This window comes from [Scytonema hofmanni] UTEX 2349, assembly GCF_000582685.1.
Lineage (GTDB): Bacteria > Cyanobacteriota > Cyanobacteriia > Cyanobacteriales > Nostocaceae > Hassallia > Hassallia hofmanni.
Map to the genome: position 1 here is coordinate 1,795,089 of NZ_KK073768.1, position 15,780 is coordinate 1,810,868.

Sequence of the window (15,780 nt, forward strand, 5' to 3'; positions counted from 1 at the left end):
TTTAACTTTTTTGAGAGGACGAAAATCAGGCAATTTTTTTTCTGGGTTGTTTTAGAGGGATGTCGATCAAAAACTCAGCCCCCTGTTCTGGTTGAGACACACATTCTAATTTGCCTCGGTGCTTTTCGACAATTTGGTAACTAATTGAGAGTCCTAAACCTGTACCCTGACCCACCTCTTTTGTGGTGAAAAAGGGATCAAATAGCTTCGCCTGTACTTCATGATTTATGCCAACTCCATTATCTTTGATGGAAATTTGTACCCAATCATTTTCTAAAACCTGGGTCTTGATTGTGATGAGCGGATGATGTCTCTCCTTTCCAGATTTAAGAGATTTACGGCAGGAATCTTCTACTGCGTCAATTGCATTGCAGAGGAGATTCATAAAAACTTGATTGAGTTGTCCGGCAAAACACTCTACAAGCGGTAACTCACCATAATGCTTGATCAACTCAATGGTTGAATGCAATGAATTAGGCTTAAGACGATGCTGCAATATTAACAAAGTGTTATCAAGTCCCTCATGGATATCAACGGATTTTACCTCGGCTTCATCCAAACGAGAGAAGTTTCTTAACGAAAGAACAATCTCCCGAATGCGTTCAGCGCCTAATTCCAGCGAAGAAAATAGTTTAGGCAAATCTTCCGCGATGAACTCTAAATCTGCGATTTTTGCTTGTTTTTTAATTTCTGGGTCGGGTTCAGGATAGTAATGTTGATAGAGATTGAGTATCTCAATTAGGTTTTGCGTATACTCATGAACATGAGCGATATTGCCGTAGATAAAGTTGACAGGATTGTTAATTTCATGTGCTACCCCAGCAACTAATTGTCCTAAACTCGACATTTTTTCACTCTGAATTAAATGAGCTTGAGTCTGCTTTAAATGGTCGAGTGTTTGGGAAAGTTGTGTAGCTTGCTGCTGTGTGTGTTTGAGCAGTACCGCATGTTCGAGGGCAACTCCTAATTGAGAGGCAATTTGGCTGACAAATTCAATTTCTAACTCTTGCCACTCACGGGAATTTTCACATTGATTAATACACAATAAGCCCCATAGCCGATCTTGCTTAATTATGGGAACTACCAAGTTTGCCCTGATTCGGAAGCGAGAGAGCATTGATATATAACACTCGTCTAGCTCAGAGTTATAAATATCACTAACTGCATGAATGTGACCTTGGCGGAATTTCTCGGTATACTTCTCACCGATGCAGCGATCGTACACTTTTGCGGTTAAGGTTGATGGCAAACCAGAGGCAACATCTTCTGCAATAACTTCGCCACCGTCATATTCGGAGTCGGAGTAGAAGCGAAAGACCACAACACGGTCGGCATTGAGTACTCGGCAGAGTTCTTGGGTGGTGGTTTCAAAAATCTCGTTCAAGTCGAGGGATTTCCGAACTTTGGTAATGACACTCGCTAGGGTTTGCTGCTGTTCTGTCACACGAACCAATTCTATCGATTGCGATCGCACTTGTTCTACATATTCAGCTTGCTGCAATGCTACTCCCAGTTGAGTTGCTATTTGCGTGAAAAACTCTACTTCCAAAGCTTCCCAATGCCGACTGCTTGAGTGTTGATAAGCACCCAATAAACCCCATAACTCTTGCCCGATAAAAATTGGCGCAACCATAAACGCTTGCACATGAAATTGTTCGAGTAAATCAATGTGACATTGGCTAAATTGCATACTGTAGACATCATCGACCACAAAGGGTTGATTATGGCGATAGCGTCCCCCTTGGGTTTCTTGTAAGTGGGTGTCGTCCCATACCATGCCTACTCCCAATTTGACTCTTCTGTGCCATTGGGGATTTGCAGATTCATAATCGCTGATAAATTCACCTCCCCAATCGGCATTAAAGCGATAAACTGCAACGCGATCGATTTTGAGTAATTCACAAACTTCCTCACTCGCGGTATAAAAAATCTTTTCCACATCCAGCGATTGGCGGATGTTGGCGATGATCCGCGCCAAAGCTTGCTGCCGTTCAACCGATCGCTGTAGCTCAATAGTTGAGCGTTGCAAGTCGCTGTTAGTTTGTTGCAGTTGTGCCGTGCGATCGCGTACTTGTTGCTCTAAATTTGTATTGAGAGTTTGTATCTGTTGGTAAAGTTGGTATTGCCTCACAGCAGTGGAAAAGCGCTCACCTAGCTCTTGCGCTAGCTTGACTTCTGATTCTGCCCACTGTTGTGCTTGCTGGGTTTTCAGTTGGCGCCATGCTTCAAACGACTGACGCGCCATCATTTGGCGAGAATCAGTAGAAAAACAGCCAGCCCAAATCGTTTCAATATCTACTTCATCTCGGAAAATACTTAAGCAGCCAACGACAGTGGAACCATGCTGAAGCGGTACAATTAACAAGCCGCGAATTTGGGTTGCTTGGAAACATGGAGTGAGCGAGCGAAATAATGGTTCTTTATAAATGTCGCCGATCGCCCACAAATTTGAGTCTGAAGTTAGTTCGTTGGGTAGAGGACTCAAAGCATAAACGGCTCTCATCCAGTTTATCGACCATGATTTAACACTGGGCTGTTCTGGATCGCCGACGGGCAACATAGAGGCAGAATAAAGATATTTTTGCCACAGTCGATGCTCCTCAATATTTCTACCTTGTCCGCCATCAAGTTGGGTGGGCTGCACGCCAGATGTGTAGATTTCTGCGCTTTGCTCCTTATCTGGTAATAAGTAGAGCCGTCCTCCAGAGCCTGCAAAGGCAGCCACAGTCGCTTCTAGGGCAGCTTCAAGCTGGACAATGGAGGTACTATACAATTGCTGGGTAACTTGGTTAATAATGGCTTCTTGGCGGGCTTGCTGTTGCACTTGATTGAGCAAGATGGACTGAGAAATGGCGATCGCCACTTGATCGACTACAGACTGAATAAATAATAATTCCTTCTCTGTTACTACCCGTGGTTCTGAATGGTGAGACACCAACAGTCCCCACAATTGAGATGATTGCTGTAAAGAAGGTAAAGAACCTTTGCCTGTTTCCTTGCTTTCTAGAACGATAGGCACCACAACCGAAGACATTACCCCCATTGCTGTTAAATATTCTACATGGCAAGGATCGACCGGACGATAGCGAATATCTTGCTGGTCTAACAGTTTGCCTGTTTCTGGACAAATAAGAGGACTGATGCCGATTTGTTGTGTTGCCAAATTGACGATGGTTCGCTGCCGTGCCCGAACATACAATTCACGCGCGTAGGGGGGAATGTCATCTGCGGGAAAATTCAGCCCTAGCAAAGGAGGTAAACGTCCTTCCTGAATTGATTCGGCAATTACTAATCCATGAGTGTCAGGTTGAAACTGGTAAATTTTTACGCGATCGGTGTCGAGAAACGAACGTACTTCGGCAACCGTCGCCGATAAAATTTCTTGAAGTTCTAAAGATTGCCGAATGCGATTTGCAATGCGGTGTAACAAAATCTCTTGAGTAAGACCTACATCCTTAGTCAGGGGATCTCCCATATATTTTACTTTTATTGAATATCTAAATATTTTTTGGTTTGGATATTTTACTATTTTCGTTATAAATCGTTATATTCAACACTCGTAAAAACACGTATAGATAAAAGTTGAAATTAGCCATAGTTTAATTTCAATTGCGTAGCTTTGGCATAAAATCGCGATCGCCGTAGAATCTACCTATAAGCCTGAAAGCTATGTCCTATATAAGTTTGATAATTTGCTACATTGAAAGCGAAAAATCTCATTGACCACTCTGACGGCAAGCCAGAAAAAAAAATTTTAAATTCAGTTGGACAAAAGACGCAATTGATGGTGGAATAGATAAAGAGGTTTTTGCTGCCTCAAGAAAATCAGCAAATCCCAAATAGCTGATGGGGGTGTGGCGGAATGGTAGACGCTACGGACTTAGATAACTGAGCCTTGAAGGAGAAATCCCTCAAGTGACCGCTCTCAAACTCAGGGAAACCTAAATCTGGCAACAGACATGGCAATCCTGAGCCAAGCCGATAAGAGTGCTGAATGCTGAGTCATGAGTTAACTTTTAACTCTTAACTCATACTTCATTATCTTAACTCTTCGGAAGGTGCAGAGACCCGACGGGAGCTACCCTAACGTCAAGTCGAGGGTAAAGGGAGAGTCCAATTTTCAAAGCCTAAAGTAAAACCGATTAGGCAGCAGCGAAAGCTGCGGGAAAATGAAAATCCGTTGACCGTAAAAGGTCGTGTGGGTTCAAGTCCCTCCACCCCCACTTAAAAAAAAGTCACTCTAGAGTGACTTTTTTTGTGACTTTACCCATAACTTTGCCGCAACGGTAAGCTTATGCTTCCAATAAAGGGGTAATGCTTTTATTCTATTCCCCATTCCCTGGTTCAAGGGTTAAACTGCGATAGACTTGTTCAATAGGGAAGCTGAGATTGATGCTTTTTAGTTCGATTGTGTCGCCTTCTCCATAGTTAATAATCATCCATTGTCCCGCATCATTTTTGTGATACAAATCCATTTCGATCGCAGTGGAACTAACCAATAAGTAATCTTTGAAGACGGGGTTATTTTGATACATTCTGAATTTGCCACCGCGATCGTAGGCTTCGGTAGTTTTTGCACTAAGCCTTTTTTGAATTTTTCGGTTTGGTTGATTTGGCGGGAGAGGGCTTCGATTTTCCGATCAATTTATATTTCCTATTTCCTCAAATAATTATCAATAAAATCAGTAATTTCCTGATAAAAAAGCTGCCCTTTTTCCCTACTGCTACTTGCAGTTACTAATAATCTTAAAGTTTCCACCAATGAACTTATAGCAGCATCACAAACCAAATCAAAAAGCTGACTTAAATCATCTTGATTTTGTTGTCCATAAGCCAAAGCATTAATATAATCATTGCGAATTTGATTATTAATCACCACAATGGGATATCCTGCACGAATTAACAATAAATTCATTAATAATCTAGCCGTTCTCCCATTTCCATCCCGAAAAGGATGGATCGAGACAAAACGATAATGAGCCATTGTTGCATATTCTACTGGATGGAGTGTTAAAGCAGCGTCTGAATTGAGCCAGGTTACAAAATCTGCCATTAATTGACACAGGAAATAATGGGGAGGATAAAGATAATTTGTTCCTGCTGCCATTACATCCAGCGTCCGATAACAACCCGCTTCATCAGGGTTAATTTTTCTCAGCATCAGATTGTGAATTTGTTTAATTTCCCATTCATTAATTGCTGTATCTTTTTGGGCTAAACTCTCAATATAGTCAATCGCTTCCTTATGTCCAATCACCTCTAAATGTTCATCGAGAGTTTTTCCGCCAATTGTAATCCCTTTAGTTAACACTAACTCAGTTTCACTTTGAGTTAAAGTGTTCCCTTCGATGGCATTAGAGTTATAAGTAAAGCGGACACTATACAGCTTTTTGAGTTCCGCTATAATTGTTTTATTAAAAGGTCTAAAGCCATCTAACCAAGCTTTTAACTTGTCTATTTGCTCTAATTTAAGCTGATAATTCATGCTTAGATAGTTACTTATTACAGCAGTCAATGAAAATTCTTGTTCTTGACTTAAACCAATTACCTGTTCAATAAACTGCTCGTAGAGTTGAGAATAAGACAGTAGCATGGGGTAATGGGTAATGGGTAATACTTTTATTCTATAGGACTCATATTTGATTTTTGAACAAAACTCAGTACACTTTTATTCCTCCTTCCCAGTCCCCAGTAAAGAGTCCCTTACCTCTACGAGTGATTCTCCAAATCAAATATGGGTAAAGTCACACACCGATCTAAGTCTTGTTTTCTCACTACTGAGTGCGTAAGTCCTATAAATATAGCTGGTAGGCTTTGCCCACACCTGAGAAAATTTGGGAAAAGAAATTCTTACGTAAGTAGAAAATCAGTATAAATACATACGCAAGTATATAAATACAGAAGAAATCAACTAATTTTATATCGTGTTTATCAAATTTATATAAAAAGATTACTTAATCTTTGAAAAATAGATTGATCCTCTTGTTCTCTAAGGTTAAGCTGATAATAATATCGGCAAACTTTTTGGTCTTGAGAACTGCAATGACCGCAAATAGATTACATAAAACTCAGGTAAATAAGCCTTTTTTTAAGTATAACTCTACACAGATAACTCTGCAAACTGCACAAGAGAAAACTTATAAGTTTTTAGGGGAAATTGTGCAAAAATCTTCGCCAGAAGAGGTTTTAAAAGAATTTAAGTTTTTATTTATAGACTGCCTTGATTCAGTTGATTTAAATTCTGCACCAACTATATATGCAATGTTTTCTGAGAATCAGGAACAAGAATTTCGTCATACACTTAAGCGATGTTGCTACATTATAGTTAATAACTGGGATTCTCAAAGAAAACACAAAGAAATCAAAGAATTAGTGGAATTATTTGTTAATTACAAAATCAAGATATGGACTACTGAATCTTGTTCAAACAAAATAAATATTTTCCAAACATGGTTAATAAATTTTGTTAATAGTAACGACTATGAAGAACTAAAATTATTTGCTCTTAGACATAAAGAACAAAACAAAACTCATTGGACTAATCGCTACACAACATATTCATTAGTTGCTCAATCTTTTGATAAAAACAACCCAAAAGAGCAACAAGAATCGGCTTTAAAGCTGTCCAAGCAGATGAAAGACAAATTTAAGTTTGAACTAGCAATGTATATTGCTCGTTCTCAGTCTGCTAAATCAAGCGAAACACGCTACAGAAATCCCACTATTTTGGGAGATAATGTTTTACATTTAATCAAAACGATTGTTTTAAAAAAAGGTGCATTCAGTCACGAAAATGTTGCGAATATATTTCTCAAACAGATTGAAAATCAAACTTTTAAAGACTTTAAAGACAGCTTACAAAAATATTTGATTTTTTCTGTAGAACGTCAAGATTTTGTAGAAACGTTGAAACAGCAGTTGTCAGATAAATTATCACCTTGGAAGAAAGAATATAATGAACAAACTATCAGCAAAGAATTGTTATTGAGAACCTGTAACCGAGTGATTGATTGTTTAACAACAGAAAAGGGACGAGAACCTTCACAATTATTCGTTTTATTACTTTCTCAGGGTCATCCTTTAACATTGGTGGTTGTACTGCTAAAAGTAATTTTGATTTGTAAAAACGCGCGCAGTCATTTAGAAATCAGGATGGCTGATTTGATTGCTTATTACGACAAATATCCAGAAGAGGAATGCCAATGGGTTATTAATTTTATAGAAATTTTTAATATCACTTTTGCAATTTATGCAGAAAACATTGAATATAACTTGATTCAGATGAAACAAGATGAGCAAACCTCTCAGCCAAAGGTGAATTTAGATGCTTATCGTGTGTTTTCTCAGTTAAAAGTAGATGCACTTCACAGAGAACTTTCTTCATAGGGGGACAGGTAGTACAGCAGCATATCGATCTAATCGAATATACGTAGAGACGTAGCACTGCTACGTCTCTACAAGGAGAGGGATTTTATATATGTACTTCCTAAGGAGTGAAATCTGCTGTATTTTCTGATGAATCATTCCAGATTGCTATAGCTACTTAGAACATTGTAACTACCAAAAATTTTTAATACTTCTGTGTGAGTGCTCAATTTAGCTAAAGCAGATTGCATTTTTGGTTCAGTGGAATCTGCTTCTAAATCAATAAAAAACAAGTATTCTCCGAGCGATCGCTTCGTAGGGCGAGACTGAATTCTGCTAAGATTAATGTTAAGTTCAGCAAATATTTGTAAAGGTTTGACCAGAGAACCTGGTGTATTGGCAGGTATACTGAAAGCCAAAGACGTATAACTAGAACTTGCTGAAGTTATTCGGTAAGCCGTGTCTACTTCAGTTTGACTTACCACTAAAAAGCGAGTACAGTTTTCTGGGTAGTCATTAATTCCCCTAGCTATTATCGGCAAGTTGTACAATTGCGCCGCTCTAGTAGAGGAAATTACTGCTGCTGTTTTGTTGTGTTCTAACTTTTGTAGCGGCTCGGTTGTAGAATTAGTGGGAATCAACTGCACATTGGGCAGAAATTTTTCCAACCATCCCTGACATTGCGCTAAAGCTTGTGGATGAGAAAAAACTGTTTTAATGTTATCTAAGCTACTAGCCCCAGAAATTAAAGCATGAGCAATGGGCATTACCAACGCCATTTGAATTCGCAAAGTTTCCAGCTGCCACAGCGAATCCAGCGTCATTGTCACGCTTCCTTCAATAGAATTTTCTACAGGCACAACAGCTAATTGTGCATTACCTTGAACTACGGCTTGGAGTGACTGGGCAATACTGGGATACGGACACAAACTAGCTTCAATTCCCTTGTTTTTCTTAAGCCAGTTGAGATAAAAAAGAGCCGCTTGTTCTGCGTAAGTGCCAGGAGGTCCTAAATGTGCAATCGATTGATTCATCGCCTTTAGTCTTTAGTTGCCGTTTATATTAATAACAGATAACAAGGGCGAAATAACAGATAACAAGGGCGATCGCACTAGAGCTAAACAAATCAATAACTATAACTACGGTTAGATGTTGAAAGACAACGTTAAACGATATATTTATTTATATTTCGTAGAAAAACAGGGATATCTACGAGAGGGCGCTAGTCGAATGGCAACACTTCTGGGGGAGGCATCTACCCAGATAAAGCTGTAAGTATTACTTGTAAAAAATTCATGAAGCAGCTTTGTAATTAGTTATTTATTCGGAAAAGAATTTAAAATCATTCTACTATACGCAGTTTTGTTTGCTCATGGCTACTAGATTTACTGCCTCCTTATCGGTTGAAATCGCTGTTCCAAAGCAGCCCATCCCCATTCAGCACTATTTGCGTCAACCCCAACGCCTAGTTAATGCTTTAATTGACCCCACTCGCATTCAGCAACTTTCGGAAGAAGTATTTCGCTTGAAAATGCGTCCGCTGACTTTTATGACACTCAGTATTCAGCCGACTGTAGACATGAGAGTTTGGGCACAATCAAATGGAATTATTTGTTTGCGATCGGTGGGTTGTGAAATTCTTGGTGTGGAATATATTAACCAACGTTTTGATCTAAATTTAAAAGGGCATTTGTTTCCCTACGAGCGATCAGGTGACACTTTCTTAAAAGGAAAAGCTGATTTAGAGGTGCAGGTTGAGTTACCACCGCCATTTTCTTTTATGCCGACATCAATTTTAGAGGCTACTGGCAATGGTCTACTAAAAAGTGTTTTGATGACAATTAAGCAAAGATTGTTACATCAATTATTGGTGGATTATCGTGGTTGGGTAATATCACAAACTAAGGAAATAGAACTTCGTGATAATACTACTGAATTACCTATCCTCGGTATGGAGTAATTTTATACTTTTTTTACAGAACTTGTTGCTAGTTGACCCTTTTTGAATTCAAAATTCACGTAGGAAGAAATAAATAAAAATTATGAGTCCTATATAAAACCCAAAACTTTGTAGAGACGTAGCATTGCTACGTCTCTAGGTGTATTCGATTAGAGCGAAATCTGCTGTAACTCTTAACTTAAATAGGACTTACGCACTCAGTCACGAGAAAACAAGACTTTGAGATTGCTTCCTTGCGTCGCAATGACGGAAATACCTAGTCCATCCGTAAGTCCTATTAAAGCTGAATTTGGCAAGGACGAAATGAGCGACGATGCAAGGCAGAAGCACCATAGTGTTGCAGCGCTGTTAGATGTCGCTGGCTACCATAACCCTTATTCCGCTCTAAGTCATACATAGGATATTTTGATGCCAGACGCACCACCAAGTCGTCACGCCACACTTTCGCAACAATGCTAGCACTTGCTATGGTAAGCGATCGCTCGTCACCTTTGACTATTGTTTGTTGCGGCATTAACAAGCCTTTCACCAACTGATTGCCATCAATTAAGCAAAGTGCAGGCTGTACTTTCAACTTCAACACTGCCCGCTTCATCGCTAAAAGTGTTGCGTGCAGAATGTTTATAGAGTCAATTTCGGCTATTGTTGCAAAACCGATTTTCCAGTCTATCGCTAATGCACAAATTTGCTGCGCTAACTGAATTCTCCGAGAACTAGACAGCTTTTTACTATCTTTAATTTTAGCCGCCATCAGAACGGGCATTGCGCTTTCTGGTAGGATAACTGCTGCCGCAACTACAGGACCAAATAGCGCACCCCGTCCCACTTCATCTACACCTGCAATCAACCCTTGTTGAATGTCCCAATAGCCAGACAATTCCAGCCAAATCGATTCTTCTAGAGAAGCGACAGCTTGCTTTTTCTGTACCATTACAAAACTTAACTTTTACCCATCGTTAGACGCATCGAGATCCATAGAACCCCGACGACGACGACGACGTTTGTCAACAGGAGCGCTGTTAACTTCAGTTTCATCGGCATTCGCGGCAAAACCCGATGGCTCAGTTACATTCTCAGTAAACAATTCCAGTTGTGGTTGTGGTTCTGGTTCTGGTTCTACTTTTGGCTCAACCTTCTTAATTGGAGTTACTCCAAGATTTACTCTTTCGGGAATATTTACTCTTTCCGGAGCAGTGGATTCGGAAATATTTACTCTTTCCGGAGTGCTTACTTCTGAGGTGAATTCGGTCGGTGTAGCCGGAGTTTGTCCTGGTGGAGTGACGTTAATAATCACAGACTTGGGATTTTTGACTTCCCGATTCAAGCGCACCAAAGGAGAAATTCCCATCAAAGCAAAAACATCCTGTTCCTGAGATGACATTTCTACAGAAACAATCTCCGGTGGTTCTACCACTGGTTTGACTGGTTCACCTTTAGTGATTTTTATCCGCTCTGTTCTATCAGTCCAAGGAGCTTTGCTAATGCTGGGTAAAGATATTTCTGGAGTTACTGGTGCTTCCGGTTCGTCATCAATTTCTAACTCGGAATCGTTGACAAAAGACAGGGGATTGCCAATAACCCGTGGCTCTTCTTTGCCGTTTCCTCCATTTATACTAATTCGACGACGCCTGCGAACACCACCACCACGCTTGTTATCTCCTATTTCTTGATAACTGGGATGATTTAGATTCATCGAATTCAATTCCGGGTCAGCATCTAACCCTTCATTAAATCCGTCGTAGTTTTCCCGTCGTTCTGTGATGTTGGTTGTTGCTAAACGCGGTTCTCTATGGGGCACAGATACAAAACGGTCTGGTAATTCTGCTGGTGTTGGCAATCTGTTTTCAGTTTCTCCCGGCAGATGTACTATATGCCCTAAACCGCCACAGGTAGGACAAGTTTGACCAAACAATTCGTAGATGTTTTGTCCTTGACGTTTGCGGGTAAGTTCTACTAAGCCTAGTTCGGTTAGTTGAGCAATTTGCGGACGAGCTTTGTCTGCTTTGAGAGATTTGTTAAAATGTTCTAGGACTTGCAATTGATCGCGCCGCGATTCCATATCAATAAAATCGACGACTATCACCCCAGCAACATTCCGCAGACGTAGTTGGCGGGCAATTTCGGTTGCGGCTTCGCAGTTCGTCCACAAAACGGTTTCTCTGGCTGTTGCCGATCGCGTAAATGAACCTGAGTTGACATCTATCACCGTTAATGCTTCTGTTGGCTCGATGATGATGTAACCTCCAGAAGGCAGGTCTACTCTTGGTTTGAGAGCTTCGCGAATGGCGGCATTAATCCGGAAGTATTCTAATATTCCAGAGCGATCGCGATGATGGTCAATCAACAATCCTTGTGGTGTCTGCCCACCACTCCAGTTTTGCAAATACTGCTTTACTCGCTTCAAACCAGTACTCGAATCTACCACAATTCGATTTACATCCGCACCATACATATCTCGCAGCACGCGCTGAATAAAATCATCGTCTCGATTTAACAGTGCTGGAGCGCGGGTAGATTGAGCTTCATGTTGGATTGCTTCCCATTGCTTTTGCAGCACTTCTAAATCTTCGATAACCGCTTCTTCTGGCTTGCCTTCGGCTTCGGTGCGAACTAACAAACCCATTCCTGCGGGTTTAATTAAAATCGCTAACGCTCGCAAGCGATTGCGCTCGCTTTCACTCTTAATCCGACGCGATAAATTTACGCCTCGTCCATAAGGCATCAACACTACATACCGTCCCGGCAAGGTGATATTACCTGTGAGCCTTGGTCCTTTAGTCCCTGTTGGCTCTTTCATTACTTGCACCAACACTTTTTGCTGTGGTGTCAGTAGTTCTGTAATTGCAGCTGCGGTACGCTTCAGCTTTAAGGGTCCCAAATCAGTTACATGAATAAAGCCGTTACGCTCCGGGTCTCCTATATTGACAAAAGCCGCATCTATCCCAGGTAATACATTTTCTACCACACCTAAATAAATATCACCTATTTGGTGATGACCGGTGGCAACTACGAGTTCTTGTATTTGATCTTCGGAAAATACCGCAGCAATCTGATGCTGTTCCGCGATTATAATTTGTTTTGGCATTCAATTTCCTCGAATATTGGCAGCACAAATAGTTCTGGAGTCGGGTTATACCTCTGTCCTCTGCCAGCCCAAAAATGCGCTGCTGATAATAAATATTGCGAATTTCGGCTCAAAGTAAAAGAGCGATTGACTAGGGAGTTGCGTTTAATAGCCTGATTATTCCAGAACGGCAGCATATTGTTGTAAGCAATTAAATCAACCGTCCGTGATTGATTTTTGATGCATCGCCATTACCACCTGGGGTTTAGGCATTCAGCAATTGTTTGAAAAACCATAGAGTCAGAGTTACTGACAAAGGCTGTTAGGGAATTGCTGATTCAAGCGCGAATAGCTATAAAAGAGTGTCTTCTTTAATCTGCCTCAGCAAGTCTGGGATAAAATCCTAGAAGTTGCACTTCTTTTATCTTTGCTTTCGCCCCCGGATTATCAGGGTGGTGAACCAAATCGCTCAATGCAGCGCCAGAAATTCTCTTCATCTAATTCTAACGCAACCTTGCTAAAAATCAATTCCCACAATCTACTCTCTGAGGGCAACTACTAGCAAGTTGCCCCCATAGGGATTATACTCCCAAAATTAGTTGATTTCGGTGGATGTGCAGCAATTGAAATTCTACACTTGCTATTTGTTCTAGCATAAACAGGATTTGTTCAGGACGCAATAGCGTACCATCATTACGACAGCTACCCACATAGCGCAGGATAGCAGTAGATTCTAGGAGTTGCGTTTTAGTTTCTAATAATTCTATATCGAATAGGCGATCGCGCAGATTTATCACATTAGTCTTGCCTGACTTAGTTTTGTGCTCGTACCAAATCTCATTTGTTGTTTTGATTGTATCAATTAACTCTTGCCATTTTGCCGATGGCATCTCTTCAAATACAGCCACGGTAATCAAATACTCCGCAGCCTCCAAAAGTTGGGTAGCGGCACTAGCTTTTAAATCCAGTTCTTCCACATTATATACAGGTATGTCTGTGGGTAAAGCATCAGCTAACTGTTGGCGGAAAGCTTCTGCTTCAACTACTTGATTTAACTCAAAATCGACAATTTCACCACTGCTGCTAGCTCCCAATGCCAAGGCATTTGCTAAAGAAATGCGTGGCATCGGATGAAAACCACCAGTAAAAGAAATTGGCAATCCTGCACGTCGCAAGGCTCTATCAAACAAACGAAGTAAATCCAAGTGACTTACTAAAGCCATATCACCCTGCTTGCCAAACCGAACGCGCAGCCGTTGTGCCCTAGTGGTGTTGGGAACAAACTCGCCAGCAAATTTCGGGATTGCTGCTGGGGGTATTACTATATTATGTCCGAAATCGGTGCCGCAAACACCACAATGGGAACAACCATCAAAAGAACAATCAGGAACAATTGCAGCATCTATTGCGCGTTGCAAATCTTCCTTCAGCCACTTTTTGTCAATTCCCGTGTCGATGTGGTCCCAAGGGAGGGGCATGTCGAGGGAGTGGGGGAGGGGGGGAGTGGGGGAGATGGGGAGATGGGGGGAGTGGGGGAGTGGGGGAGGGGGGGAAAGATGTTTCCCATGTTCTATGTGTCTCCCTGTCTCCTTGTCTCCTTGTCTCCTTGTCTCCAAGGAGTCCTCCAAGGAGTCCTCAAACAAATTCCATTCGCCGTTTTCAATTTGGCGGTATTTCCACATCTTACCAGCTTGGGCGATCGCAACTTCCCAAGCTTGAAAAGCTTGCTCTACATTGTCATACCAGGAATCCATTCCTGCACCCAATTCCCAAGCGCGACGGACTACTTTAGATAAAGTGCGATCGCCTCGTCCAATAAAGTCCTCCATTGCCGAAATTCGCACATCGGTGAAGTTCACCTTTACGGCTTTGATTCGGCGAAATTCTTGCCGTAATAAATTTTGCTTGCGCTTAAATTCGGCGGTAGAAACTGAATGCCATTGAAACGGCGTATGCGGCTTAGGGGTAAAGTTAGAAATTGTCAAGTTAAAATTTAAAGTTTTTCTCCCCTTTGCCCAACATTCTCGCTTTAGCCAGCTGACTGTTTCGGCTATGCCTATAACATCGGCATCGGTTTCACCCGGTAAGCCAATCATAAAGTATAGCTTGATTTTATTCCAACCTTGCTCACTCGCTGTTTTCACACCGCGCAGCAATTCTTCGTTAGTCAAACCTTTATTTACAATGTCCCGCATTCGCTGGGTTCCCGCTTCTGGGGCGAAGGTTAGACCACCTTTACGCGTACCGCCGAGGATATTGGCGATATTTTCATCAAATCTGTCTACCCGTTGGCTGGGTAGAGTCAAAGAAATATTCTCATCTTTTAAGCGATTTTTGATTTCCATCCCCACTGCTGGCAGGGACAAATAATCGGAACAACTCAAGGATAAAAGAGAAAACTCATTATAACCAGTTTCCCGCATTCCTTTGGTTATTGCTTCTACCACTTTGTCTGGTTCTACATCCCGCGCCGGTCGGGTAAGCATTCCTGGTTGACAAAAGCGACAACCGCGAGTACAGCCGCGTCGAATTTCAATTGTCAGGCGATCGTGTACCGTTTCCATATAAGGAACCAGCCCGGTAGAATATGCGGGTATGGGAGTCGCTACGCGTCGCAAAATTCGTTTTGGCACATCTGGGCGCAAAGGATGAACTGAGCCATCTTCTGCCATGTAGTAAAATTGGGGAACGTATACACCTGGTATCTGTGCCAAGTCTAGCAATAACTCTTCTCGGCTTAAGCTAGATGCTTTACCTTCTGCCAACACCAAGTTAATTTCTGGTAATAGTTCTTCGCCATCGCCCAAAGCAATAAAATCGAAGAAATCGGCGTAAGGTTCCGGATTCGATGTTGCCGTTTGTCCCCCTGCGAAAATTAAAGGATAATTTCCCTCTAACCTTTCAAGCCATGTAAGGGGAATCCCTGCCAAATCCAACATTTCTAGGATATTGGTTGCACCCAGTTCATAACTGAGGCTAAAACCGAGAATGTCGAAATCAGTTAGCGATCGCTTTGATTCTACTGCAAACAGCGGTGTATGCGTTGCTCGTAGTTTGACTGCCAGGTCTGGTGCTGGGAGGTAAGCGCGATCGCATAACGAGCGCGGCTGGGCATTCAAAATGTTATAGAGGATGATATGTCCTAAATTGGATGCGCCGACTTCATACACTTCTGGATAAGTTAATACCCAACGTGTTGTCGCCGTATCCCAAGGCTTATGTACTGCACCCAGTTCGTTACCGAGATAACGAGCTGGCTTTAAAATATCCGATGTAATTAATTTTTCAACTGGAACAGCCACTGTGCTATCTTCTAGCTACTTGAATTCTTATGCTCACATCCAACCTTAGCATTGATTAGGTTTCTCAACATCGCTTGTTTAAAATTAAA

The 15,780-nt window shown here is 41.4% G+C and carries 10 protein-coding genes and 1 pseudogene; 2 read left to right on the top strand and 9 right to left on the bottom strand.

Going from position 1 to position 15,780, the window contains the following annotated elements:
- Positions 1-25: 25 nt before the first annotated feature.
- The 3 genes and pseudogenes from TOL9009_RS0113125 to TOL9009_RS39025 form a co-directional block, all read right to left on the bottom strand.
- Positions 26-3,475 (bottom strand): GAF domain-containing protein, encoded by a 3,450-nt coding sequence (locus TOL9009_RS0113125; RefSeq protein ID WP_051502882.1) that lies wholly within the window; start codon positions 3,473-3,475, stop codon positions 26-28.
- Positions 3,476-4,325: 850 nt separating this feature from the next.
- Positions 4,326-4,577: pseudogene (locus TOL9009_RS39020) on the bottom strand (Uma2 family endonuclease); the annotation flags it as partial.
- A gap of 77 nt (positions 4,578-4,654) precedes the next feature.
- A complete protein-coding gene (locus TOL9009_RS39025) occupies positions 4,655-5,593 on the bottom strand; it encodes a Fic family protein (RefSeq protein WP_051502883.1) in 939 nt (312 codons plus the stop codon).
- A 449-nt stretch (positions 5,594-6,042) separates the two neighbouring features.
- On the opposite strand from TOL9009_RS39025, the gene TOL9009_RS0113140 reads away from it, so the two are divergent.
- On the top strand, positions 6,043-7,386 hold the full coding sequence (locus tag TOL9009_RS0113140; RefSeq protein WP_029633217.1) for a hypothetical protein: 1,344 nt from the start codon (positions 6,043-6,045) through the stop codon (positions 7,384-7,386).
- Between the two features lie 134 nt (positions 7,387-7,520).
- On the opposite strand, the gene pheA is transcribed toward TOL9009_RS0113140, so the two are convergent.
- Positions 7,521-8,399: a prephenate dehydratase gene (pheA, locus tag TOL9009_RS0113145; protein ID WP_029633218.1), complete on the bottom strand. Its 879-nt coding sequence runs from the start codon at positions 8,397-8,399 to the stop codon at positions 7,521-7,523.
- A gap of 338 nt (positions 8,400-8,737) precedes the next feature.
- Between pheA and TOL9009_RS0113150 the strand changes: the two genes are divergently transcribed.
- On the top strand, positions 8,738-9,325 hold the full coding sequence (locus TOL9009_RS0113150; protein WP_029633219.1) for a DUF1997 domain-containing protein: 588 nt from the start codon (positions 8,738-8,740) through the stop codon (positions 9,323-9,325).
- 277 nt (positions 9,326-9,602) lie between these two features.
- On the opposite strand, the gene TOL9009_RS0113155 is transcribed toward TOL9009_RS0113150, so the two are convergent.
- The 5 genes from TOL9009_RS0113155 to TOL9009_RS0113170 form a co-directional block, all read right to left on the bottom strand.
- Entirely contained in the window at positions 9,603-10,256 is a 654-nt protein-coding gene (locus TOL9009_RS0113155) for a ribonuclease HII (protein WP_029633220.1), read from the bottom strand.
- 15 nt (positions 10,257-10,271) lie between these two features.
- On the bottom strand, positions 10,272-12,410 hold the full coding sequence (locus tag TOL9009_RS0113160; protein ID WP_029633221.1) for an Rne/Rng family ribonuclease: 2,139 nt from the start codon (positions 12,408-12,410) through the stop codon (positions 10,272-10,274).
- Complete coding sequence (locus TOL9009_RS45575; RefSeq protein WP_144238221.1) at positions 12,392-12,586, bottom strand: hypothetical protein; 195 nt, start codon at positions 12,584-12,586, stop codon at positions 12,392-12,394. Before TOL9009_RS45575 ends, TOL9009_RS0113160 begins: the two co-directional genes overlap by 19 nt.
- 174 nt (positions 12,587-12,760) lie before the next feature.
- A complete protein-coding gene (locus TOL9009_RS49305; protein ID WP_260675889.1) occupies positions 12,761-12,886 on the bottom strand; it encodes a hypothetical protein in 126 nt (41 codons plus the stop codon).
- Between the two features lie 84 nt (positions 12,887-12,970).
- Positions 12,971-15,691, bottom strand: a complete 2,721-nt coding sequence (locus TOL9009_RS0113170) for a TIGR03960 family B12-binding radical SAM protein (protein WP_029633222.1) — start codon at positions 15,689-15,691, stop codon at positions 12,971-12,973.
- Between the last annotated feature and the right edge of the window lie 89 nt (positions 15,692-15,780).